Source organism: Flavobacterium sp. LHD-85, from assembly GCF_030929595.1.
Lineage (GTDB): Bacteria > Bacteroidota > Bacteroidia > Flavobacteriales > Flavobacteriaceae > Flavobacterium.
Map to the genome: position 1 here is coordinate 17,474 of NZ_JAVFVR010000022.1, position 24,944 is coordinate 42,417.

A 24,944-nucleotide genomic window follows, 5' to 3' on the forward strand; every position below is an offset into this window, starting at 1 on the left:
ATTCTAATTGTCAATTGTGGATTATTTCTTGCAAAACACATCCATTTGTTGTTAAATCGGGAATTACCCTTGCCTAATTGGGAGTAAAATATATGAAAACAAAAGTACTTTCAGTTTTTATGAGGAATTTTAGATATCTGTTTTTCAGCAATTTAAAAAATAATACTTCTAAAACCTAAATATCTTATAAAAATGGCAAAAATAAAGCACAACAATTTTATTGATACAGTTGACACCGTTTTTTCAAATGCAAAAGAAAAAGGCATTCTGCACCTCTATGCAGAAGGAGAATATCTCAACGGGCGAACCATAAAAATTAACGGAAATGAAATGCTCCATTTCGGAACTACAGGATATCTCGGACTAGAACAGGACAAAAGACTCAAAGAGGCTGCAATTAAAGCTATAAATAATTATGGAACACAGTTCCCGCTTTCTAAAACTTATCTTTCACATCCCTTATATGCTGAGCTGGAAAGCAAAATAGAAAAGATGTATGATATACCGCCGATCATAACTAAGAACAGCACTCTTGGACATCTGGCAATCATCCCAACCCTGATCAGGGATGAAGATGCCGTTATTATCGATCATCAGGCGCATTGGAGTGTTCAGAATGCTTGTATAGTTCTTAAGCTTAGGGGAATACCAGTTGAGATGATACGTCATAATAACCTTGAAATGCTTGAAGATAAAATTCGGGCGCTGAGCGGCAAATCGGGCAAAATCTGGTACATGGCAGATGGTGTTTATTCTATGTACGGCGATTATGCGCCAGTACAAGAACTGCTGAACCTTACCCAAAAGTATCCGCAGCTTCACCTCTATTTTGATGATGTGCACGGAATGAGCTGGAAAGGAAAAAATGGTACAGGTTTTATATTTGACACCATTGGAACGCTGGAAGAAAACATAGTTATTGTTAGTACTCTGAGTAAGACTTTTGGTGCCAGCGGTGCCACATTTTTCTGCACCGATCGTAAATTACGCGAAAAGATTAAAACTTTTGGCGGTCCTTTGACATTCTCAGCTCAGCTTGAACCTGCATCAGTCGCTGCTGCAATCGCATCGTGCAATATACATCTCTCTGCGGAAATAAATGAGCATCAGGCTGAACTTGCAAAAAAAATAATGCATTTCGGTAGTCTGATTTCAAAAAGCAGTCTGCCTTTAGTCTCTGAAAATGATTCTCCCGTTTTCTTTCTTGGAATGGGGACACCCTCAACTGCTTATAATTTCACAAAACGCCTATTTTCAGAAGGCTTTTATCTAAACCTTGGTATATATCCGGCAGTACCCATAAAAAATACCGGTATCCGTATCACTATATCTGCACATAATAAAATGGAAGATATAACAGAACTTGCCCGTGCAATGGATTACCACTTACACAAAGCAGTAGAAGAAACTGGAAGCAGTGAGCAAAAGATTCGGCAGGCTTTTAGAATGAACAGTAAAACGAAGCTCCCTGAGGCAAAACAACAGTCAGAACTGCTTCAGATTGAAGAGCAAACCACAATTGATAACATCGATAAACAGGAATGGAACAAGTATTTGGGCGGTCACAATATTCTTGATTGGGAAGGAATGCTTTATCTAGAGCGCACTTTTACAAATAATCAGGACCCTGCCAATAAATTGGATTTCTTTTATTATATAATCCGTGACCAGAACATGCAGGTGCTTTTAATGACATTCTGTACCATCGGAATTTGGAAAGATGATATGCTGTCTACAGAATCAGTATCAAGGCACCTGGAAGAAATTAGAAAAACAGATCCAATGCATATGACTTCCAAAGTACTTAGCACAGGCTCACTATTTACTGCAGGTTTACACTGCTATATTGACCAGAATCATCCTCTGGCAGAACAATCAATTAGAATGCTTCTCAATGAAGTGGAAGAAAAGTACAATTCGCTGGGTGTAGATATGCTCGTCCTGCGTGATTTTGAGCACGGATTCCGATGGGATGAACTCATAAGAAACCAAGGTTATTTCAGGATCGATATGCCAGAGTCATGCGTTATTGAAGAGAAGCATCTGCTTGAATTAGAGAATTATGGTTCTTTACTTACACCCCGTTCCCGCCAGCATTTCAATAGAGATGTACTACAATATGAAAAATACTATAATGTTGAAATAAAAGACTGTCTCAACGAGGAAGAACTAAACAGAGCTTACCGGCTGTACTGCAACGTTAAAGACAGAAATCTGGCCATTAATACCTATACTTACTGCAGGCAGGTATTTGAAAATATGAACAGCTGTAAAAACTGGGAGTTCATAATTCTAACACTAAAAGATGCATCTGAAAGGAATTTTATCGGAATAATGTTCTGCTACAAAAATTCATCTAACGTATATGTTCCTGAACTTATAGGAATGGACTATATTTCCGGCGAAGGCTTCAATTTATACAGACAGCTTCTGTATCAGACAATCAAAAGAGCACGAGAGCTTAAAATTGGACGAATCGATTTCGGGATATCGGCAACTTTTGAAAAGAAAAAGCTTGGCGCTTCAGTAATACCGAAAACAGCTTATGTACAGGCTCGGGATAATTATGCTATGGAACTCATGCTGACACTGCAAAATGAAACCAATATTCCGCGCTGAAATATCTATATATTAAACCAAGCGAAAAGTAACGTCATAACTTATTAGGGCAGCAATGCCCACGCTTTTCCTTGTTCAAATAAATCTAAATTCTGCCGCCATGATAAGATCTACATGTGAAAACGCACTTCAGGTTATTCGAAAAGAAGAACAGCAATTCAGCTTAGAACCTGAACATATAATTGAAAAATCCTACCATATGACTACCGTGCTTCGAAACCTGCTTGGTACGGTTAAAAAAAATGTTTTGGAGAAAGGATTCTCCGACGAAAATGAAGAGATTAATTTCTTTAAAAGTATAAAACCCCAAATATTGGGAAAACTTATTTTCTATAATAAAGTTTTCCGAATTGAAGCATCCTGCCCCGTTGTAACCGGAAAAATGCATCTTAAATATTTTTCCAATGAGCTTAATCTGCTCAAGCAGGAATATAAAGAGCACTTTTACAACACTGATTTTTATCGCTACTACCGTACGGGAAGAACCGAATGGGACCATCACTTTTTTTGTCGGGGGAAGATAGATCTTCATGAAGGAGCGAATAGTTTTGTTTTTGAAATTGACACGCAGTTTTCTACCTATTATGATTACAAGGTAGCCCGCATAATTGCCAACGAATTGCTTTACAGCTACCTGCTTTCCAAAATTGAACCCGACACGCAGCAAACCAACATTTTTTCAGAAGAAAATAAGGCAAACAGAGATTTTTTCTGGACAGATTCAAAAAGTGCACTAATAGAACTAATATACGCCCTGCATGCTTCGGGCAGCATTTCTCACGGAAAAGCTGGAATTAGAAAAATCAGCATGGTTTTCCAGTTGCTTTTCAGGATTCAATTGGGTGACGTCCACCACGCTTTCCATAGGATGAAAGACAGGACAGATAGTAAAAGTATTTTTCTGGACCAGCTCAAGTCTTCATTAAAGCAGCATATGGACAAGGAAATATAACTTCCATTGATTAGCCAATTAGTGCCAATAGGTTTGCAATTGGCAAATATTTTATTTACCACATCTTCGCTTTATATACCAACTGCAAACCTTTAATAATCAATGCTTTTTTATGATTTAAAGATTGTTAAAAAAATCATAAATTCCAATTTTACATTGGCAGGCATTGGCAGTAAAAACTTTCGAGGCTCCCCAACTTTGCATTATCATACTGCATGAAGCAGAATATACAGTACTAATGCAAAACAATTCATCATGAACTTAGACCGAATTGAATTCCTATCATGGATGGAAAGAATTATTGAACGTTTTGATCTCCTGTCTGAACATATTACCAACGTTGATAAAAAACGTGCAAGTGTTGATGGAGAGGAACTTTTAGATAATCAGGATATTTTACAAATGCTTAAGATAAGCGGCCGCTCGCTGCAGCGATACCGATCATCGGGCAGACTGCCTTATTACACAATCAGCGGTAAAATATATTATAAACTCTCTGATGTTCATCAGTTTATCCGAGATAGTTTTACCGCCCGTGTGGCCAAGACATAAAGCCAGCGAGCGAAAAAAAGTGCCAGAGAATGCTGCTTACTACTTAGTAATGCCGGCAGCATTTAATTTCGAAGCACATTATAAAACCGATCATTATGAGCGAACAAGTTATAGATACAATAAAATCTGCTGAACAATTATCGGATATCCTTCTGGTATTTGATAAAGAGAAAAAGAAAATTCAGGCAGTAACAGGAGTGGATCAAAATGGAAATCTGAAAACCGTGGACCCTACCAAAAAAAATCAGAATCAATTTATGAAGGTAGACAGACAGGGTGATTTATTTTCCAACTTCTTTTCTAATTTTTTCAGCCAGCTCCGTAATCCAACAAACTTCATGTTTTTCAAGGTCCCTTCACCATTGGCTATTGACGCGGCGAAAGAATTGGAGAAACAAATTCTTAATCCAACACCTGAGTTTGAACAGGTAATGAAGGAGAATGAAATTAAAACACAAGAAATGAAAAATAATAAACAAGATAATAAAAATAGTATGGAAACAACACAGACAAATCCGGAAACAAATGAATACAAATTCAAACCGGAACAGATTGATTGGGAAACATTAAATCATCTGGGATTAAGCAAAGATAAACTGGAAAAAATGAACCTGCTGGATCCCTTGCTAAAAGGGTACAAGACTAACGAGCTTGTACCTGTTACCCTTAACCTTGGCACTGCAGTTACTCGAATGGATGCACGTCTTTCCCTTAGATCAAATGATGAAGGAGAAATTGTGGCTATTATCCACGGCATTCGAAAAGCCCCGAACCTAAACTATCCGTTCTTTGGGCATGAGTTTACCAAGGAAGATAAAGATAATCTTCTTCAGAGCGGTAACATGGGCCGTGTGGTTAATTTGGTCAATCCAAGAACTGATGAGATCATGCCTTCTTTAATTAGTATAGACAGACTAACCAATGAAATCGTCGCACTAAAAACCGATTTTATTAAAATCCCTGAAGAAATCAAAGGATTAAAACTAAGCAATGAGCAAAAGCAGACCTTACAGGAAGGAAAAACACTTCATTTAGAAGGAATGATTTCCAAGAAAGGAACTTCGTTTGATGCAACAGTGCAATTCAATGCTGACAAACGTTTTGTGGAGTTTCTCTTTGACAGAAATGAGCCTAATAAACAGTCACAAGTCACTGGGCAGAACCAATCTCAGGAAGCGCCTAAAATCTTTAGGGATAAAGAACTGGATAACGAGCAATATCAAAAATTCAAAGATGGACAAACTGTTTATATAAGCGGACTGGTGGATAAGAAAGGAAAAGAATATAATGGTTATATCACCTTTGATAAGGAAACTAATAAAACAGATTTTTCTTTCCAAAATCCAGACAAACTAAAAGATCAAGTAAAACCTGCTGAAGCTCATAAAACACAGACGGCGGTCAATTCAGAAGGAAAAACCAATGAAGCAACCAAAAACAGCAATGAACCTTTGAAATCAGGACAGACAAATCCAGATAATAAAAAACAGCAGGAACAGCAGGAAGATTTCCAGGCGCCAGCCAAATCTAAGGGACGTAAAATGTAACATAAATGAAAACAGTTATAGCAGAAAAACCAAGTGTAGCAAGGGAAATAGCCACCCTTTTGGGAGCCACGGAAAAAAAAGAGGGCTACCTGACAGGCAACGGCTATTTTGTTACATGGGCTTTTGGGCATTTAGTGGAACTAGGGATGCCGGAGGATTATGGAATTTGCTCATTTGAGAAAAGATCACTGCCCATACTGCCCAATCCTTTTTTACTAACTCCCTGTAAAGAGAAAAAAGGCAACACCTACACCGCTGATGCAGGCGCGCTGAAGCAGTTAAAAATAATTGGACAGCTCATTTCAAAAAGTAATAAAATCATTGCAGCCACCGATGCCGGACGCGAAGGGGAATTGATATTCCGTTACATTTATCAATATCTGAACTGTAGCATTCCTTTTGAAAGGTTATGGATCAGCTCCCTTACCCAAAAAGCTATAAAACAGGGCTTTGAAAACCTGAAACCGGGAAGTGATTTTGACGGTCTATATGAGGCCGCACTATCCAGAAGCCGTGCTGACTGGCTCATAGGAATTAATGCTTCCCAGGCACTTTCTATTGCCGCAGGGAAAAGCAATTATTCCCTAGGAAGAGTACAGACACCTATCCTGGTTTTAATATGCAGACGCTATCTGGAAAACAAAGCATTTTCAGTACAGAAATATTGGCAACTGCAGTTATTGCACACCAAGGAATTCATAGATTTTAAAAGTCTTTCGAAAAACAAATGGGAAGATAAAAAATCTGCAGAAAATGCCTTGAAATGTATCGAAAGAAATGGAAATACTGCTATTGTCACATCGGTTGAAACCAAAAAACTAACCGAGAAGCCGCCTTTGCTCTTTGACCTGACTGGTCTGCAGAAAGAAGCCAATAAAAAACTGAATTTTTCAGCTGCGGAAACCCTAAACATTGCACAGGACCTGTACGAAAAGAAATTCATTACCTATCCGCGCACCTCAAGTAAATACATTCCAGAAGATTTGTGGGAAGAAATATCCAGCATCCTAAGGGCCATGCAGAAAACAGGAAAGTGGAACCATACTTTAAGTGGGGTTAAATGGGGCTATTTAAATAAAAGTATCGTTAACGACCTGCGTATTACGGACCATCATGGCCTTCTCATTACAGAAAAAATACCCTTTGCATTATCTGCCAAAGAAAATGCCCTTTACAATATGATTGCTCAGAGAATACTTGAAGCAATATCGCAGGATTGTATCAAAGAGATCACTGCCGTTTCATTACAGATTCTGCATTATGAATTTACCCTGAAAGGCTCTAAAATCATAGAAACAGGCTGGCGTTTGGTCAACGGTTGTTTTTCTGATGATGAAACTGAAAATCTGCAAGTACTGCCGGAACTTAAAGAGGGTAATGAACTAAAAATAAAAAATGCCTGCAGTCTAGAAAAATTAACCTTACCACCTATGCTCTATAATGAGGCAGATCTTTTATCGGCAATGGAAACTGCCACAAAACAGGTTCAGGATCAGCAGGAGTGCAAGTCATTACAAAATACTGGCATCGGTACGCCTTCCACAAGAGCAGCTGATATAGAAACACTCTTTGCCCGTAATTACATTGAGAGGCAAAAGAAACATCTGGTACCAACCCAAAAAGGATTGCAGGTGTACGAACTGGTAAAAGACAAAAAGATTTCTGATGTCTCAATGACCGCTGAGTGGGAAGAAGAACTGCTGAAAATTGAAAAGGGCAAAGCTGATGCGGCAGATTTCCAAAATAGAATGGAAAAATATGCAGTCTTTATTACGGACGAACTACTTCAAACTTCGGTCGCGAAGACCAATCTTCCTGACCTTTTGTGTCCTAAATGCAATAAAGAACAATTAATAATCACAAGCAAAATTGTCAAGTGCCCGAATGACGTTTGCAGCTGGTTTCAATTCCGTAACGTATGCGGTGTACAGCTCAGCACATATGATATTGAAAGTCTTGTGAGCAGCGGTAAAACTCCTCTTATTAAAGCCATGCAAAGTAAAACTGGAAAAAAGTTTGATGCTTATATAAAACTTAATAATAAGGCCGAAAGTTCTTTTGAATTTGAAAAATTCAAACTAAAGAATAAATAAGTCACGGTACTATTCTAATTAAATGGAGATGAAGGTAAATATAGCTTACTGTTGGCAGTAAAAAACTTTAGACAAAAGAGTTCCACTTTTCCAGAACGACTATAAACGCTGGCAGGACACTCTAAATTCAATTCTTTAATAATTAAATAAATCAAGTAACATGAATATACAAAATAAAGAACTATCCTATTACAGGCTGAGGCTTCAAGAACTTTTAAATACAAGCTTTCCCGAAAAAGCGCACGATGTTCAATTTATTGACCAGCGTTCTTCTTGGGCAGCCAATGCTTATGAAGGGGCATTCATAGCAGGAAACCCTGCAGTTCAATGCGATGACATTGCGCTGCATATTCTCTTTGAAGGGCTGTACTTCTCAAGGTTTGATACAATCTTTCAGGTTGTCTGCAATGAATTCGATAGGAGAATGGCTGATGAGGAATTACGTCCATTTTCCCTAAAGATGCTAATTGTCTGCTCAGCAGTTTTCAGCAACTACAAATTAACAGATGACTTTGCCTACAGCGCGGACTTTGACCAGCTCTATACCGAACTGACCGGAACCATAGCCATCTGGATAGAAGAAAATGGCCTTCAATAAAAGACTGCATCTCCAAGGCAATATTGAGGCACTGAGAATTGCTTTTAAACTGGAAAAGGAGAACAGAAAAGCCTCAACAGATGAAAGACTGCAAATGATGCAATACAGCGGATTTGGCGGTCTTAAATTTGTTTTGTACCCAGCTGAAAACTCTCTGGACATTAAGCATTGGAGAAAAACAGAACAGGAACTTTTCCCTCTGACCCAGAAACTGTACGAGCTGTTAAAAGAAAACGCAGCTGATCAAAAGCAGTACCAAAGTTATGTACAGAGCATGCAGAGTTCTGTACTTACAGCATTTTATACCCCTCCTCAGGTTATAGATGTCATAGCAGCTTCACTGCAGGAAAGTAGCCTAGATATCAAGAAATTTCTGGAACCCTCTGCCGGAATCGGCTCTTTTATCGAATCTTTTGCTAGTAAAAACCAATTACAGGCTGTGGCTTATGAAAAGGACCTGCTTACCGGCAGGATTTTAGAGCAGCTTTATCCAGATAGTGTAATTCGGATAAAAGGTTTTGAAAAAGTGCCAGAAAAAGAACAAAACGGCTATGATGTTATAGCCAGCAATATCCCGTTCGGAGATGCCTCCGTTTTTGACCTTTCGTATTCGAGAAGCAAAAATGAGGCAAGAGTGCAGGCTGCAAGAAGTGTACATAATTACTTTTTTCTTAAGGGAATCGATATGATCCGTGATGGTGGCATACTGGCTTTTATAACTTCACAAGGAGTCGTGAACAGCCCGAAAAATGAGAGTATCCGCAGGGCGCTTATGCAGGATAACAATTTAGTTTCAGCAATCAGGCTGCCTAACAACCTGTTTACTGAGTATGCTGGTACACAAGTGGGCAGCGATTTGATCATACTGCAGAAGAATACACAAAAGAAAAACCTGACCCTAGACGAAGAACTGTTTTGCCAAAGTCTAATTCACGACAATACTGCCGGAAATGCTTTGTTTGACGGCAACAAAAGAATCATACATACTAGCAGTACGCTGGGCACCGATCCCTATGGAAGGACGGCAATGATCTATAACCATCAGGACGGCGTACAGGGAATTGCTAAAGACTTAAAAAGAATGCTAGTAGAAGACCTTACAAATCATCTGGATTTAGGATTGTACAGAGATAAGAGAGATGAAAAGCTTTCGCTTCCTGAAAACACGTCGTCTGATTCTCAAAAATTACTAAATACTAAACCAGCTGCATCGGTATTGACAACAGAAACCCAAGACAATAATTCTGCTAGAAAACAAGAAAAGCAATTGAGCCTTTTTGATATATTTGAAGACCTTGGAGAAATAATTACATCACCTCCATCTGATAAAACTAAAAAACAAACCTTTAAAAAAAGCAGAAATATCGGCAAAAAGCAACCGGATCTCTTCAGTGGTTTGAAACAAGTTGATACTCTAAACAAATCTGACTCTTACAACAGAGAGAATACACAAAGCAATAAAAGCAAGCTGGTTATTACCGGTGACCTATTTTCAGGTTTGGGAGCAGACGATCAGACTGAAACAATTTACCAAAACGGAACTATCCCCCAGCCTGCAATTTATTCCAAAGCAAAGCAGTCTTTTTACCGAAGCGGCTGCCTTGCTATGGATCATGGATGGGTAGGCTATCTCAAAGATTCTGAGGACAACAACAGCCAGATGATTTTCCACCCTTTAAAGCTTCCAGTATTACAGAAAGCAAGAACCGAGGCGTATATTAATCTCAGAGATTCTTATCTGGATCTCTATCAGAAAGAGGCAAAGCTGCAGACACTACATACTGAGGAAAGGGAAAACCTAAACAGACTATACGATGTTTTTGTAAAAAATTACGGCAGACTCAACAGCTCAGAAAATATCAAGCTCATTAAAACCGACAGTTCAGGAAAAGAAATCCCTTATCTGGAGCGTATTATCGGCGGTGTGGTACATAAGGCTGATATATTCGACCATCCCGTTAGTTTCTCCATTACTGAACTCACAGCAGGCAATCCTGATGAAGCGCTAGCTGCATCACTGAACAAATACGGCAATGTTGATTTGGACTACATGTCCAGAATAAGCGGTATGAACGAGCACGATTTGAAAGAAGCGCTGATGGGGCAAATTTTTTATAATCCTATTGAAAAACATTACGAAATAGCCGAAAGATGGATAGCAGGAAATGTAGTTGAAAAATCCCAGCAGCTAAAATCTTATTTTGAAAGGAATTCTTATACTGGGGAATCCAAGGCAAGCCTTACTGCACTGGAAGAAGCCCAGCCTCGACGCATCGAATTTGAAGAACTCGACTTTAACCTTGGCGAGCGGTGGATTCCTACCGGCATTTATGCTGATTTCGCTTCGCATTTATTTGATTCAGAGGTACGTGTCCACTTCTCTGAGGACAGCGACGATTTTAATATTAACTGCAATGTTAAAAACGTGCACATACGCGATAAATACGCAGTCAAATCCGATAGCCGCACTTATGATGGAATAGCACTGCTCAAGCACGCGCTGGTCAACACCACACCGGAGATAACCAAGAAAATTACAATTGATGATAAGGAAATAAAAGTTCGTGATATGGAGGCCATACAGATGGCAAATACCAAAATTGATGAGATCCGTACTGCTTTTACCGATTGGCTTCATGCGCAAGATGAAGAGTTTAAAAAACAGCTGACCGATCAGTACAACAACACTTTTAACTGCTTTGTCCGCCCAAGGTATAATGGCGGTCATCAGGATTTCCCGGGACTTGACAGAAAAGCCTTAGGCATCGAAGACCTTTACTCCAGCCAGAAAGACGCAGTGTGGATGATAAAACTAAATGGTGGCGCAATCTGCGATCATGAAGTAGGCGCTGGTAAAACGCTCATTATGTGCAGCGCGGCGCAGGAAATGAAACGGCTGGGAATGGTGCATAAGCCCATGATTATGGGACTTAAGGCCAATGTACATGAAATTGCTGAAACTTACAGGACCGCTTATCCGCATGCAAAAATACTATACCCTGGAAAAGAAGATTTTACACCTCAAAAACGCCACAGAATTTTTGGAGATATTAAAAATAACGATTGGGACTGTGTAATACTCACCCACGACCAGTTCGGGATGATACCGCAGTCCCCTGAAATACAGAAACAGATACTGCAGGCTGAGCTTGATTCTGTTCAGGACAACCTTTCAGCCTTAGAGGCACAAGGCAGTGAAATATCAAGAGGAATGCTCAAAGGTGTGATTCTTAGAAAACAGAACCTTGAAGTAAAACTTAAAACCCTGGAGCACGATATTGAAAACCGCAAAGATGATGTTGTAGACTTTAAGATGATGGGCATTGATCATTTACTGGTAGATGAAAGTCATCGTTTTAAAAACCTGATGTTTAATACCCGTCATGAGCGGGTTGCCGGTCTGGGCAATATGTCAGGAAGCCAGAAGGCAATAAACCTGCTTTTTGCCATTCGCACCATTCAGGAGCGAACGGGAAAGGATCTGGGCGCAACTTTTCTGTCGGGCACTACCATAAGCAATTCACTCACTGAACTCTACCTGCTCTTTAAATACCTGCGTCCTCAGGCGTTAGAGAAACAAGGGATCCATTGTTTTGATGCCTGGGCAGCTATTTATGCCAGAAAAACAACGGACTATGAATTTTCGGTGGCCAATAATATAGTGCAGAAAGAACGATTCCGTTACTTTATAAAAGTGCCTGAGCTGGCGCAGTTTTATTCCGAAATCACAGACTATCGCACTGCCAGGGATATCGGTATTGACCGTCCGGAAAAAAATGAGATCCTTTACAACATAACACCTACACCCCAACAGGAAGCCTTTATTAAAAACCTTATGGAATTTGCAAGAACAGGCAATGCGGCTCTACTTGGACGGGCTCCTTTATCGCAGAGTGAAGAAAAAGCCAAAATGCTAATTGCAACAGATTATGCCCGTAAAATGTCATTGGATCTTCGGATGGTAAGCAGTAAATATGATGACCATCCTGATAATAAAGCATCACACTGCGCGGCTAATATAGCCAAATACCACAGCAGATTTAAGGCACAAAAAGGAACACAGTTTGTATTTTCGGACTTAGGAACTTATAAACCTGATGCGTGGAATGTGTATTCGGAAATCAAACGCAAACTGGTGCAGGACCACGGCATCCCAGCTCCCGAAATACGATTTATACAGGAAGCTAAAAATGATAAACAGCGCAGGGAACTCATAAATGCTATGAATGACGGCAGGATTCGAATATTGTTCGGCTCTACTGATATGCTTGGTACGGGCGTAAATGCACAAAAACGAGCAGTTGCCGTACATCACCTCGATACGCCGTGGCGGCCAAGTGATCTCGCCCAGCGCGATGGCAGGGCTATTCGTAAAGGCAATGAGATAGCCAAGTTTTTTGCAGCTAACAACGTCGATGTGATTATTTATGCTGTAGAGAAATCCCTGGACAGTTATAAATTCAACCTTCTTTACAATAAACAGCTTTTCATAAACCAGCTCAAGAACAACACCCTAGGCAAGCGTACCATTGATGAAGGAAGCATGGATGAAAAATCGGGGATGAACTTCTCAGAATACGTTGCCATACTATCTGGCAATACGGATCTTTTGGAAAAAGCAAAACTTGAAAAACAGGTTGCCGGACTCGAAAGCGAGAAACAAGCCTTCAACCGTTCCAAGTACGGCTCTAAATATAAATTGGAAGATATTAAAGCATCACTTGGCTCTTCCCAAACTCGTCTGCAGCGTATAAGCCTTGACTGAGAAAACTTAAAGAAACGACTTCAGAAGCTTCCTGACGGAACTATTGTAAATCAGCTGCAGCTTGACGGACTTCCAATAAACTCTGATTTTAAACAAATGGGAACCAAACTGAACCAACTTGCCGAGTTATCCCAAACAGCAGGCCAATACCAAGAAATCGGAACCCTTTATGGTTTTATTGCATTGGTCAAAACTGAAATATCGGAAAAAGAGGATATTGATTTAAAATTCAACCGTTTTTTTGTTCAGGGCGACGGCAATATCAAGTACACTTACAACAATGGTATAATGGCTAAAGATCCCCAAACAGCGGCTCTTAATTTTCTCAATGCATTGGAAAAACTTCCAAGATATATCAAAGAGGAAGAAAAGAAAATTTCAGAAATGCAAAGGGATCTTCCTGTGCTTGAGGAGCTAGTAAGATCCAGCTGGTCTAAAGAGAGCAGACTAAGCGAACTAAAAACAGAATTGGCTGCCATTGAAAGAAAGATACAGTCATCAATTACTGCTGAAAGTAAAGAGCAGCTCAATGAAGAAAAAGCTATTAAAATTGATGATGATCAGGTGCAAGAAAAATTTACTATAAAATGGAAAAGCCCTCATTAATGAGGGCTTTTCCATTTTATTTATTTCATTTTTTCTATTTAATAGGCATAGATATCGTCTAGATCATGTATGACAAATTCAGGCTTATATGCTTTATCTATAGGGTTGTCAAAAAGTAAAAATGCGGGTATGCTTAATGGTTTTACATATTCTAAATCCTGATGATTTTTGAGGTTTACTTCCCTTATTTCCATCAGTAATCTGCCTAATGCATTCTTCCCCTTTAGTTCATCTTTATTTACGGGCATTGCTCCCCATGTACTGTCCTTAGTTGAGAACTCAACAATAGTACTGTTTCCTGTACTCAAGAGAATCTCAGAAAATTTATCAAAATTCTGAATAAGTTTTATCTGTAAACACCAGCGCATTACATCAAACTTCACTGTCTCCCAATCCTGTCTGGTAAATTGATTATATTTTCGGCTGATCTCTTTTGCATCCATTGGATTGGTCTGGGAAATGATTTCTTCCTGAATCATTGGAAATAATGGAAACCTGCACGCCTGATATAGAATTTCAGAATTTGCAATATTAGTTTCATTTACAAATATAGAATAGCCGGGAGCCATATTCGAAAGACCTCCAAATCTGCCAGTAGTTTTACTAAAAGTAATTACTTCATTCTTGTTGTATATTCTTTCACTAATTTTCATAATACAAATTAAAACAATTTTATTATACTAACCTCTATTTGCAACAGGAAATAACGGAATCCAATCGTGGCCGGCTACTCCCCACCAAAACACAAGCGGGCTGTTATTAGGAATATTTCTCCAAGTAAAAAAATGTGTCCCCAGCCCAAATGTTTTGTAACTCGGATTTATTAATCCTAACGGTCTTATATTGGGTTTTATTTCATTTTGGATCATTTCGATAATTGATATTCCTTTCTGCAATATAATATTTTCGTAACGAATCCTGTTTTCAGCAGATGTAAAAAAACTTTCCGCAGCAGGCTGATTAGACTTTCTATATGCATAATCCTCATACTTGGGTGCTTCTAAATTTGCCAGATATGATTTGACATTGGTAGGCTGTTCATCAGTTGGGAAAGCAACATTTAAAGACTGATTATTCCATTTAGCATGATTCTCTATACGATAATTCCAATACCAAAATATTTTTCTATCAATCTTATCCTCAAATTCTTTCATCAATCTAAACTTCTGAAAAGAATGTCCCCAGTTATGAAGACAAAATAAATTAATTGACAATTTATAATTATCGTTTAAGATATTATCTGAATTACTCACACCTTCCGAATTAGTTTCTTTCAGCCAAGTTACCAAATGGTTACCTATTGTACTCCCGGATGCTAAAATATCATCCAAGTAAATAAAATTAATTTTGGGATAAGTTTTATATTTTACATATGACTCGTCGTATTTTTCATTCAGCAGCGTTTCGAGTATGCTTAAAATTGCAGGCTGGCTCTTATGAGGCAGCTGCAGATCTAAAAACTCAGTATCAATTAAAAATTGAGATATATTATTATATTTAAAATCTTTCAGCAGAGCTTGAATATGCTGATCAACATATTCCTTTGCTTTTTCCTTTGACACATAAACCTTCGGTATTATCTCACTGATTTCATTAAGCACAAATTCAGCATCTTCATTAAACTGTTTTCCCCAATTGATAATATAGTCGCTGTCTAAAAAAATCCCGTCATCATTTCTATAATCTTTAATAGTTTCTAATATCTTATCCGCAATTTCTTTCATCAATTAATCTGGTTACAATTTAAATGTTTTCTCAAAAGTAATAAAATTATATAACAGGAAAATATCTATTTATCAATTCTCTCTGCTCTGATATGCTCACTTTAATATGCATCACAATTGTTAACAGCCATTTATGTCCCGTCAGTTCCTAAGCCCTTTCCATAGGGATGTTTTTTTTAATTTAGCCAATCAAAGATCTCGCTATCTTAAAAATGAATTTCCGGATTATTTTTACATTTATTTATCTGCTTTACCAGGATCCTTCGGTATCAAATGCTGCAAGTTAGGGTCATTCTTTATACGTTCCAGTTCGCTTTCGATAATCAAAACGATATCTTTTTTTATCTGCTTGTAATTCGCTTCAATCTCCTGCTTCATATTATCTTCACCTTTTTCATCCAGAAAGAATAAAATCTCTGGTATTTTATTATAACACTTAGTTTCGGCTGCCACTTTTTCATTATCCACAACAATTTCTGCATGAAAGATTTTCTGTTCGATACGCTCATCAAAATTGTCCGATACAGCCCCTACAAAAACTCCCTGAGTAAGTGTAGAAATTTTAGAAGCCGGAATCAGGCTGTCCAACTGTGTGGAAATGGATGTCGAGGTATCATTTCGATTGATGGACAAACTTTGTCTTTTCTGGAGTACTTTCCCGAAACGCTCCGAAAGGTTCTTAGCGGTCTCTCCTACCACCTGGCCGCTGAAGATATTACCTACCGTATTTTGGATCACTTTGCTTTCCTTGTCCCCGTAATCACGGTTCAGCTGTGAGAAATCCTGAAATCCCAGACATACAGCTACTTTGTTGCTACGGGCAGTGGCGATGAGATTATCCAGTCCCCGAAAGTATATAGTGGGCAGCTCATCGATGATAACAGAACTTTTTAACTGCCCTTTTTTATTGATCAGTTTTACAATACGAGAATTGTACAATCCCAGTGCCGCAGAATAAATGTTCTGGCGGTCGGGATTATTCCCTACACAAAGTATCTTAGGTTCTTTCGGATTATTGATATCCAATGAAAAATCATCACCTGTCATGACCCAGTACAAACTCGGAGAGATCATCCGGGACAGTGGTATTTTAGCTGATGCAATCTGTCCCTGCAATTGATCCTGAGCTCCTCCCTGCCAGGCATCCATAAAGGGTGATAAATAATTTTCAAGTTCAGGATAAGAAGTCAGGATGGTAAACACATCAGCATACTTTTTATTAAGCAGCTCAATGGCGTGCGGAAAAGTACAATGCTTTCCGGAATCATAGATTTTAAGAAACCAGATAATGGCTGCTAAAAGAATTATCGGGCTTTCTACAAAAAAATCTCCCTGCTTCTGTATCCAGCTGCGATTCAGGTTAAGCATAATGGTATAAGCAGCCTCGTAGGCATCCGAGATATCGGTCATGAATTCAGGATTAAGCGGGTTGCACCGATGGCTTTTTCTAGGATTGTCAAAATTGATGACGTAGAATTTTGGTCTTGTTTTGTATTTATCATGATGCTTTAATAAATGATTGTAGGCAATGGTAGAAAGATCATCAAATTTAAAATCGTAGATGTACATCGAAAAGCCTTTTTCAATCTGCTGTTTGATATAATTATTGATAATGGCATAGGATTTACCCGATCCCGGAGTACCCAGCACAATGGTCGCACGGAACGGATTAACAATATTAATCCAGCCATGGTTCCATTTGTTTTTATAATAAAAACGGGTTGGAAGGTTAACCGAATATTCATTTTCCATAAGCTGGGTTTCCTGCTGGAAACTCTCATTCTCATTGTTAAAAACATCCTCCATAAGGTTCGTACGTAAAAGACGGCTGATCCAGACACCAGCCATCATAAGTGCGATATAACCAATTCCCATAGTGAGGATATAAAAGAAAACTGCGGTTTCCAGTGAAAGCTTAAGTAATGGAGTATTGAAAAAGAAAAGGACAAAACCGATCCCTAAAGCACTATAGATCTTTGTCCATGTAATTTTTTCATTCTTGACACCTTTGGTTCCCAGACAGCTTAAGGCCAGCAGCAGTAAGGCGAAAACTTTGGTATATAGTATGTGCGAAAATAAATCCGCTTTTTGGTCGAATCCACGTAAAATTTTATTGATGGTCTGCAGAGTCCACCCTCTTTCAAGAAAAAAACCGTAACAATACCAATATAAATGCATCAGCACAATGAGTATGCTAACTGCTCTCATAAAAGCCATAATCTTGGCAAGCCCTCTTAAATCATCGTCTCCCTGCATTTTTCACTTATTCAATATTGGACATGAAAGTATAGCAAGCGCAGAGGGCAATTAATAATATGGCGATATTTGGCACGGATAGGAACTGTTTGATTATTTACCTTGTGCTTGCTTAAATCCCTGGTGGACGCCTTTTTTTCTTTTTTTTCTTCCTGAAGTCCTTGATTTGATCCTCCATATTCTCATAGACTAAACCATTGTCAGCAGAAAGGATATCAAAAAGGCCTGCTGCGGGAAAATCAATTCCATCAATGAGCTGCTGCAGTTCAGGTTTATTGTGAGGGGAAATAACCTTGACTGTATCATAGAGCGAGTTCTGTTGTGAATCAATTGGTCTGCTTTGAAGTTGATTTTTCAGATAAATATCCTGTTTCTGATCTGTGCAGCCCTTTTTCATGGTCAGGGCATAGTTAACGGTTTCTTCCAGCGGTCGGTCAAATCCGAACATTTGATCAAAAATCTGCTCTGCCGAGCCTTTAAAAGCCACACGGTCAAACTGGCCCAGCTTCTCGGAATGCTCTTTGTTTAGTCCCCGTGAATTGTTCAGAGGACTCAGTTTTATTTTGTTTGAGATGTCTTTTCTGCTGACAATGATCTGTACATGCAGCTGTTCCCCTGGCTTGCGGTCTCCTGCCTTGACTGTTCCCTGTATAACCTCGTCATCCTTAAAACTGTAATAGCGGTTGCGCTCTAATTTACCATACCACAAAAGATCTTTACTGTCATGAACTGAAGGCCGTTTAAAATTATCAGCGTATGCGTCCATTACCCTCACAGCATACTGTTTTAGTTTCTCTTCTGCTCCCTGCACCCCGAAACGTTCTTTTAAAAAGCCAATCTCTTTTTGGCTTGGACTGATATTGATAAGGAAAAACTTCGCATCATTCCTGCCCAGCTTAGCAATATTATTGTCTATTCTTATCCTGACTTCCTGTGGGATGATCTCCTTGCTGGCAGTATTGAACCACAATTCCCTTGCGTTAGCAGCGTCTTCACGTACGGCCCGATTCTCCTTTTCCAGATAATTTACCAATTGCTCAGAGCCTGCTTTATTGCTGCCGGTCTCAGAATCCGTAATGCTGATATACATAACTATAGGTTTGCGAGTGTCTTTTTTACACGAACCATGAGTTCTTCTTTCCTTGCCGCCGCTTTACCCCAGCCCATTTCTTCGCGCTGAGATATGTAATAATCCAGTAACTGGCTGAACTGTTCTTTAAGCATTTCTTTCTCTTTCTGCTTTGAAATGAGGTGCTTAATACCATTTATAAGCTGCTGGCTGTGGCTGGCAAGAATAACATTTTTCTCACTTTCGGCTAAAAGATGCCTGCCTATCCCTTCAAGAATTTCCATATGCCGGGAAAAAACAGCCTTCAAATTACCTGTATCGCTGAGCAGCGGCAGCAGAAAATCTTTCTCCTGCTGGCGTATAAAAGACACTATACGGCTGATGCCCGAAGACAGTTCGCGCTTTAGCATTTCATCACCAGGGTCTGCCGGATCTTTTTTGCTTCTATAAAAATAATCCACCATCTGGCAGAAGAGTTCTTTCTTGCTTCTCCTGAAGTTTTTAGAAAGCTTCTGCATCTTATCATCCGTTTCTTTTGGATATCGGATACTGTTGGTCTCTCTCTCTTTCATAACATCCTTTTTTTTAATCCCTATTATTCATTCTATATGGCGGTATACCATCGGGTATACCTAATCGCTTTACATAAATACCTCTGCAGGTCTGTGAATATACCCCGAGTATACTTAAAACCCCCGCAGCCCCAGCAAAGGGGCAAGCGAGTAAGGCTCTGCCCAACTCCCGCTTGCTTTTTTCAAAACACAATAGGAACTGGCTTAAACCCTTTACAAAGTAATGACATCGGAATAAAAAGAGCATAAGGTGATGTATTGCCAAAAGGCGACACTAAACGCCATATAAAACCTGCGCTTTAACAAAATACTCAGCGCTGCTGAGTCTGGCTAAAAATCAATTTGTAAATAGATTGATTCTAGTAAAACAAAAAACCAGCCTTTGAGATCATTTAATCCGTCTAGGAAAAGTGACTGGAGATGTACATATTTAAATCTGATGGTAGCAGCATATTTAGCCGCACAGCTGTAATTATACCTCTTTGAGTATCTATGGATGCCCGGCAATAACTGCTTAAAGAGCTGCCTGTTTTTTTGAGTAACTCTATACATACATCAGCTGATAGCTACCTGCCTGCCTGCACACCAACATAAATAAATAATTAAATACCATTAAAAATGAAAACAGAACACAAACCCGTATTTATTGCCTTTTCTTCCCAGAAGGGAGGTGTAGGTAAATCCACTTTTACCGCTCTTGCCGCTAGTACCCTTCATTATCGAATGGGTTACAACGTGGCGGTATTCGATGCCGACTTCCCACAATACAGCCTTATGAAAATGAAGGCACGCGACTTGGCTATGGTCATGGAAAATGACTTTTTAAAAAGGGCGGCATTCAGACAGTTTACAGCCATTAACAAAAAAGCGTATCCCGTCATCCAGCATAAAGCCGAAGGGGTGCTTCAGGCGGCAAATGATTTTATAGAAGCTCTCCCCGTCCCGGTTGATTTTATCTTTTTTGACCTTCCGGGAACTGTAAACACACCTGGGATTTTAAAAGCCCTTGCCGGTATGCACCATATCTTCACTCCCATTACCGCTGACCGTGTGGTTATGGAAAGTACGCTTATTTTTACCCAGCTCATGCGGGATGTCATTATGAAAAAAGGTGAAACGGCAATCAAATCCATTAACCTGTTTTGGAATCAGGTAGACGGGCGCGAACGCTCCCCGCTGTACGAAGTTTATACTTCACTTATTGATGAGCTTGGCCTCCCTTTGATGCAATCCCAGATCATGAACAGCACCCGTTTCCGCAAAGAAAGCGAAGCGGGTGCGAGAACTGTTTTCGCTCCACTTTAATGCCACCCGATGAGCGACTGATGAAAGCCTGCCGACTGGATCAATTTATGAGCGAATTTTTAAGAATTGTTCAATTGTAAGATTATGGAAAAATACAATAAGAAAAAGCCAATTCCTGAAATCAACGAGGAGCTGATGATGAGTCTGATGGTGGACGGTGTGAAAAAAGAAGGGCTGCGGCTTCCCAAAGAAGAACCTGAAGATCCTATTGAAGCTTTACCTGAAAAGCCTGCAGTGAAGGAACGTCACAAGGTTAAAAAAGTAAACGAAAAGGATTATGAAAGCGTGTTTTTCAAAAGACCCGCAACCAATGCGCGTAATGGAAAGACGGTATATATCCGGCCGGATTTTCATGAGAAACTCACGCGGATCGTACAGGTAATCGGCGAAGATAAAATAACTATTTACGCCTATCTGGACAATCTTCTTGACTATCATTTTCAGGAATTCAGAGAGCAGATTACCACAAGTTTCAACGATAAATACAAACCTATTTTATAATTATGGAAAATCTGATTGTTATCTGCCTGCTCGTTATTATTGTCCTGCTCCTGCGCGATAAAATCCCGACAGCTAAAAGTCAAAAGAAAAAATCAGCGCAGCAAAAAAAACGTCCCAAACTGCCCGATATTATGGGGAAGTCTAAACCTTTAAGAAGCCTTTTGATGCCAAAGCGTACTGCTGAGAGCCCCGATAAAAATGGGAAAGCGCAAAGAGCTAATTTTGATATTGAAATCAACGAAGATCCCCAGATGCAGCATCTGTCTGAAGAGCTGGATGATGTTTTCAAAAATGCAGCTGATTTGAAACAAGAGCAGCAGGAATGGAACAGTTATGGAATCTCCATCAGCGATGACGGTCTGGCCCAAGGGGTTACCTTAGAAGAACTAAGCGCTGTAGAGATGCTCCTTCAAAAAAACAAACTGGAGCCCTCTGAAAAGCAAACAGCGATAACTTTAGTTCATAAAATACAGGGGACCGAATTATTCAGCCTGCTGGAGAATTCCATTGACAGTGCCTCGCGCAAAATAACAGCGCTGCTGGACGAGAGCTTTTCTTCTGAAAAGCGAGCCGGCCTCATTAATTTGCAAAAGGATGATTTGAATGATTTTAATATTGGGGATTTTGTCTAAGGATAAAAATCCCCATTTTTTTATAAACACCCATCATGGAAAAGATATTCCCTACACTGAACATTGAAGGAACCGAATTTATCGTTGATTGCCTGAATGAGCAATTGATAGAAAAAGCAGATCCTATAAATCGGATGAATATTACAAACATGCTTTATACAGGCTCTGGTTATGATTTTCATTATGACATCAACACGAAGAATCTGGCTGCATTTGAATCATATACTCATTTAACCAATAACAGGCACATAAAAAACATCAGTATTCCCAATCTTACTGCTCTTGATCCTGAAGGGATGGCCAAAAGGTACAAGCAGACGGTAGAATATATAAAAGGGAAAACCGATTTTGAGCTGACTATAACCCCGGGAAGCCCACTGGACTTAAGATGGAATAAAAAAATACTGCCCATATTAAATATTGCCGGACATCCTTTTTTTGTTGATATAGCCGCCGGAAAACTGCGTCCAAAAGATGATTTTAAATCCAAAGGAATCTCACTTGAGCAGATCCTCGAGTACTATGACCGCTTTGCCCGAGCCTACATCATTCCCTACAATCCTAAAACACACGAATTCCAGGAAATTGACCATCTCAAAATTACAGAACTGCCCAAAGACATAATTGTAGTAAAGTTTGCGCATCTTCAGGAGCTGGACCGGGTTGGATGGAATGTAAAATATGGCTTTGGACCCGCCCACTGTATTAAAGAAGACCAATATAAGCTGCATTTTAAAGCCCAGACCCTGCCTTGGGAAGCGACCAATATCCCCAACAGCATAAAGCTTAATCTGGAGGAAAAAAGAATACAGGACCAGAATAAACCCTCAGATGAAATGGGACCCGATAATTCTTTACCAATTAAAAAGGGACGAAAATTATAGCATGCCCGCAAGCATATTCCATTAGAAACACAAACGCCCAAATCAAATGGTTTGGGCGCTTTTTTATGTCCGATTCTCTACTGGTACTGCCACTGCCAGACAAGTAATACCGCTGGTTTCCAATTCATTATACACTGCTGTTTTTCACAACACTTTTGCTGCTGAGACCCGCATCCTGCGGGATACAGACAACAATTTAAAGTGATTGATCATGAAAAAACAAAGAAAAAAAATCCTGCTGGCAGCACTAACAATGCTGGCAGGTTTGGGCGCCGCGGCGCAGGGAAACGGTACAGCGGGCATCACAGAAGCCACGCAGATGGTCACCTCCTATTTTGATCCCGCCACGCAGCTCATCTATGCCATTGGAGCTGTGGTAGGGCTGATCGGAGGGGTTAAGGTGTACAACAAATTCAGCAGCGGGGATCCCGATACCAGCAAAACCGCAGCAAGCTGGTTTGGCGCCTGCATCTTCCTTATCGTAGCTGCGACCATTCTTCGCTCCTTCTTCCTTTAATCTGCAACGTTATGAGCACTTACAGCATCAATAAGGGAATTGGAAGAACAGTGGAATTTAAGGGGCTAAAAGCGCAGTACCTGTTCATCTTCGCCGGCGGACTGCTTGGAATCCTTATTCTGGTCATGATACTCTATATGGCTGGCGCCGGTTCCTACATCTGTTTGTTTTTGGGTGCAGGCGGCGCTTCGCTTCTGGTGTGGCAGACCTTCGCGCTGAACAAAAAGTACGGCCAGCACGGACTGATGAAAATGGGCGCAAAGAAAAGGCATCCGCGCTACCTTATCTCCCGAAGGGCTGCAGGGAGCCCGCTAAAGTTGAATACTAAAGAAGACAGAGTATGAGAAATTCAGCAAAGACCGCCACACTAGAGAGCAGGTTTCCCCTGCTGGCAGTGGAGAACAACTGCATAGTATCCAAGAATGCAGATATAACAGCCTGTTATAAAGTACAGCTGCCCGAACTCTTTACAGTTGGCGCTTCTGAGTATGAAGCCATACATGCTGCCTGGCATAAAGCCATTAAGACCCTGCCCGATTTCACGGTGGTGCACAAACAGGACTGGTATATCAAAGAAAGCTACGAGCCAGAAATACAAAACAAGGACCAGAGTTTTTTAGCGAAGTCCTACGAGCGCCATTTCAACGAGCGCCCGTTTCTGAACCATTACTGCTATCTTTTTCTGACCAAGACTACCAAAGAGCGCATGGCGGCCCAAAGCAATTTCTCCTCGCTCTGCAAAGGCTCGCTGCTGCCAAAGGAAATCAGGGATAAAGAAACGATACACCGTTTTATGGAGGCAGTGGCGCAGTTCGAGCGCATCATGGGTGACAGCGGATTTATCAAGCTGGAACCTCTGAGCGAAGAGGATATTATCGGCTCAGAAGAAAAACAGGGAATACTGGATCAATACCTGACCCTTTCCAGGGAAGCCGGAGCGCCGCTTCAGGATATAGCACTGGGTAGCGAACAGGTGCGCGTAGGCAGCAAAAGATTATGCTTTCACACGCTGTCTGATACCGATGATCTGCCCGGTACGGTGTCATCAGATACCCGGTATGAAAAGCTTTCAACGGACCGCAGCGACTGCCGATTGTCCTTTGCCGCACCTGCAGGGCTCCTTCTAGGCTGCAACCATATTTACAATCAGTATTTGTTTTTGGACAACAGTGAGGAAAGCCTTCGCAGGTTTGAAAAATCTGCAAGAAATATGCACTCACTGGCCCGCTACAGCCGCGCCAACCAGATCAAGGCAGAATATCTGAAGTACCTTTTTAAGACTGTTCGTAAATTTTTTGGCGAAGCCATTGTGGTCACCCAGGAGGTCGATGACATCATCCAGTCCCCTATTGTCAAGGAAAGCATCATCAACAATTCGGACTGTAAAATCCTACTGGACCAGCGCAAGTACATGAACAAATTTGATGAGATCCAAAAAATGCTCGGTCTTACCGATAAAGAAAAGGCGCAGGTGCTTTCCATTAATATGAACAATGATCCCTCGCGCCTTTACAAGGAAGTCTGGATCGGACTGGGCGGCACGCACTCTGCGGTATATGCCACAGAAGTGAGCCTTGAGGAATATATGGTGCGCCCATAAGGGCATATAGCAAATGTGGTTTGGCAACCACTGGGCAAGTGTTTATAACGCCCATCAACAGCCGACTTATCCGAACGGGAAACCCGACGGGGAGTGTAGCATGTCGGAAAAGCCACAAGTCAACTAACTATTAAGTTGCGACTGAGTGGCAA

General features: G+C 40.2%; 17 protein-coding genes and 2 pseudogenes. 14 read left to right on the forward strand and 5 right to left on the reverse strand.

From position 1 onward, the window contains the following. The first annotated feature begins 192 nt into the window (after positions 1-192). The 7 genes and pseudogenes from RB618_RS22715 (at position 193) to RB618_RS22745 (ending at position 13,732) form a co-directional block, all read left to right on the forward strand. Positions 193-2,619 (forward strand): aminotransferase class I/II-fold pyridoxal phosphate-dependent enzyme, encoded by a 2,427-nt coding sequence (locus tag RB618_RS22715; protein ID WP_308070916.1) that lies wholly within the window; start codon positions 193-195, stop codon positions 2,617-2,619. Positions 2,620-2,722: 103 nt separating this feature from the next. Beyond that, on the forward strand, positions 2,723-3,571 hold the full coding sequence (locus RB618_RS22720) for an RteC domain-containing protein (RefSeq protein WP_374121163.1): 849 nt from the start codon (positions 2,723-2,725) through the stop codon (positions 3,569-3,571). A 255-nt stretch (positions 3,572-3,826) separates the two neighbouring features. Beyond that, a complete protein-coding gene (locus tag RB618_RS22725; RefSeq protein ID WP_308070918.1) occupies positions 3,827-4,123 on the forward strand; it encodes a helix-turn-helix domain-containing protein in 297 nt (98 codons plus the stop codon). A 95-nt stretch (positions 4,124-4,218) separates the two neighbouring features. Next, positions 4,219-5,670: a DUF3945 domain-containing protein gene (locus RB618_RS22730; RefSeq protein ID WP_308070919.1), complete on the forward strand. Its 1,452-nt coding sequence runs from the start codon at positions 4,219-4,221 to the stop codon at positions 5,668-5,670. A 5-nt stretch (positions 5,671-5,675) separates the two neighbouring features. Continuing rightward, complete coding sequence (locus RB618_RS22735) at positions 5,676-7,763, forward strand: DNA topoisomerase (protein WP_308070920.1); 2,088 nt, start codon at positions 5,676-5,678, stop codon at positions 7,761-7,763. A gap of 160 nt (positions 7,764-7,923) precedes the next feature. Then, a complete protein-coding gene (locus tag RB618_RS22740) occupies positions 7,924-8,361 on the forward strand; it encodes a DUF1896 domain-containing protein (RefSeq protein WP_308070921.1) in 438 nt (145 codons plus the stop codon). Next, a pseudogene (locus tag RB618_RS22745) lies at positions 8,348-13,732 on the forward strand (N-6 DNA methylase). The gene RB618_RS22740 and the pseudogene RB618_RS22745 overlap by 14 nt, the downstream one beginning before the upstream one ends. Positions 13,733-13,770: 38 nt before the next feature. Here the strand turns inward: RB618_RS22745 and RB618_RS22750 are convergent. The 5 genes from RB618_RS22750 to RB618_RS22770 all read right to left on the reverse strand — a co-directional run bounded on the left by RB618_RS22750 (position 13,771) and on the right by RB618_RS22770 (position 19,353). Beyond that, entirely contained in the window at positions 13,771-14,385 is a 615-nt protein-coding gene (locus RB618_RS22750) for an NADAR family protein (RefSeq protein ID WP_119790813.1), read from the reverse strand. 27 nt (positions 14,386-14,412) lie between these two features. After that, the gene (locus RB618_RS22755) at positions 14,413-15,456 is read right to left on the reverse strand and encodes a hypothetical protein (protein ID WP_308070922.1); all 1,044 of its coding nucleotides are present in this window, start codon (positions 15,454-15,456) and stop codon (positions 14,413-14,415) included. A gap of 237 nt (positions 15,457-15,693) precedes the next feature. Further along, positions 15,694-17,712, reverse strand: coding sequence for a conjugal transfer protein MobC (gene mobC, locus RB618_RS22760; protein ID WP_308070923.1), 2,019 nt, complete (start codon positions 17,710-17,712; stop codon positions 15,694-15,696). A gap of 112 nt (positions 17,713-17,824) precedes the next feature. Then, positions 17,825-18,802 carry a DUF5712 family protein gene (locus tag RB618_RS22765; RefSeq protein ID WP_308070924.1) on the reverse strand — a complete coding sequence of 326 codons (978 nt, stop codon included), beginning with the start codon at positions 18,800-18,802 and terminating at the stop codon, positions 17,825-17,827. A gap of 2 nt (positions 18,803-18,804) precedes the next feature. Beyond that, the gene (locus RB618_RS22770) at positions 18,805-19,353 is read right to left on the reverse strand and encodes a BfmA/BtgA family mobilization protein (RefSeq protein WP_308070925.1); all 549 of its coding nucleotides are present in this window, start codon (positions 19,351-19,353) and stop codon (positions 18,805-18,807) included. A 618-nt stretch (positions 19,354-19,971) separates the two neighbouring features. Here RB618_RS22770 and RB618_RS22775 point away from each other — a divergent pair. The 7 genes and pseudogenes from RB618_RS22775 to RB618_RS22805 all read left to right on the forward strand — a co-directional run bounded on the left by RB618_RS22775 (position 19,972) and on the right by RB618_RS22805 (position 24,792). Next, positions 19,972-20,738, forward strand: a pseudogene (locus tag RB618_RS22775) (ParA family protein). A gap of 4 nt (positions 20,739-20,742) precedes the next feature. After that, entirely contained in the window at positions 20,743-21,159 is a 417-nt protein-coding gene (locus RB618_RS22780) for a DUF3408 domain-containing protein (RefSeq protein WP_308070926.1), read from the forward strand. Between the two features lie 2 nt (positions 21,160-21,161). Then, positions 21,162-21,791 (forward strand): conjugal transfer protein TraD, encoded by a 630-nt coding sequence (locus tag RB618_RS22785; protein WP_308070927.1) that lies wholly within the window; start codon positions 21,162-21,164, stop codon positions 21,789-21,791. 35 nt (positions 21,792-21,826) lie between these two features. After that, positions 21,827-22,675 carry a hypothetical protein gene (locus RB618_RS22790; protein WP_308070928.1) on the forward strand — a complete coding sequence of 283 codons (849 nt, stop codon included), beginning with the start codon at positions 21,827-21,829 and terminating at the stop codon, positions 22,673-22,675. 211 nt (positions 22,676-22,886) lie between these two features. Next, positions 22,887-23,192, forward strand: a complete 306-nt coding sequence (locus RB618_RS22795; RefSeq protein ID WP_308070930.1) for a DUF4134 domain-containing protein — start codon at positions 22,887-22,889, stop codon at positions 23,190-23,192. Positions 23,193-23,203: 11 nt separating this feature from the next. Further along, positions 23,204-23,536, forward strand: coding sequence for a DUF4133 domain-containing protein (locus RB618_RS22800; RefSeq protein WP_308070932.1), 333 nt, complete (start codon positions 23,204-23,206; stop codon positions 23,534-23,536). Beyond that, a complete protein-coding gene (locus tag RB618_RS22805; protein WP_308070934.1) occupies positions 23,533-24,792 on the forward strand; it encodes a TraG family conjugative transposon ATPase in 1,260 nt (419 codons plus the stop codon). Before RB618_RS22800 ends, RB618_RS22805 begins: the two co-directional genes overlap by 4 nt. Positions 24,793-24,944 lie beyond the last annotated feature (152 nt).

Excerpts from the sequence above, each read along its gene's own strand:
- RB618_RS22790 (WP_308070928.1), top strand. The coding sequence starts at position 21,827 with ATGGAAAAGATATTCCCTACACTGAACATTGAAGGAACCGAATTTATC.
- RB618_RS22765 (WP_308070924.1), bottom strand. The coding sequence starts at position 18,802 with ATGTATATCAGCATTACGGATTCTGAGACCGGCAGCAATAAAGCAGGC.
- RB618_RS22725 (WP_308070918.1), top strand. The coding sequence starts at position 3,827 with ATGAACTTAGACCGAATTGAATTCCTATCATGGATGGAAAGAATTATT.
- RB618_RS22750 (WP_119790813.1), bottom strand. The coding sequence starts at position 14,385 with ATGAAAATTAGTGAAAGAATATACAACAAGAATGAAGTAATTACTTTT.
- RB618_RS22805 (WP_308070934.1), top strand. The coding sequence starts at position 23,533 with ATGAGAAATTCAGCAAAGACCGCCACACTAGAGAGCAGGTTTCCCCTG.
- RB618_RS22740 (WP_308070921.1), top strand. The coding sequence starts at position 7,924 with ATGAATATACAAAATAAAGAACTATCCTATTACAGGCTGAGGCTTCAA.
- RB618_RS22730 (WP_308070919.1), top strand. The coding sequence starts at position 4,219 with ATGAGCGAACAAGTTATAGATACAATAAAATCTGCTGAACAATTATCG.
- RB618_RS22780 (WP_308070926.1), top strand. The coding sequence starts at position 20,743 with ATGGAAAAATACAATAAGAAAAAGCCAATTCCTGAAATCAACGAGGAG.
- RB618_RS22735 (WP_308070920.1), top strand. The coding sequence starts at position 5,676 with ATGAAAACAGTTATAGCAGAAAAACCAAGTGTAGCAAGGGAAATAGCC.
- RB618_RS22800 (WP_308070932.1), top strand. The coding sequence starts at position 23,204 with ATGAGCACTTACAGCATCAATAAGGGAATTGGAAGAACAGTGGAATTT.
- RB618_RS22715 (WP_308070916.1), top strand. The coding sequence starts at position 193 with ATGGCAAAAATAAAGCACAACAATTTTATTGATACAGTTGACACCGTT.
- mobC (WP_308070923.1), bottom strand. The coding sequence starts at position 17,712 with ATGCAGGGAGACGATGATTTAAGAGGGCTTGCCAAGATTATGGCTTTT.
- RB618_RS22785 (WP_308070927.1), top strand. The coding sequence starts at position 21,162 with ATGGAAAATCTGATTGTTATCTGCCTGCTCGTTATTATTGTCCTGCTC.
- RB618_RS22795 (WP_308070930.1), top strand. The coding sequence starts at position 22,887 with ATGAAAAAACAAAGAAAAAAAATCCTGCTGGCAGCACTAACAATGCTG.
- RB618_RS22755 (WP_308070922.1), bottom strand. The coding sequence starts at position 15,456 with ATGAAAGAAATTGCGGATAAGATATTAGAAACTATTAAAGATTATAGA.
- RB618_RS22770 (WP_308070925.1), bottom strand. The coding sequence starts at position 19,353 with ATGAAAGAGAGAGAGACCAACAGTATCCGATATCCAAAAGAAACGGAT.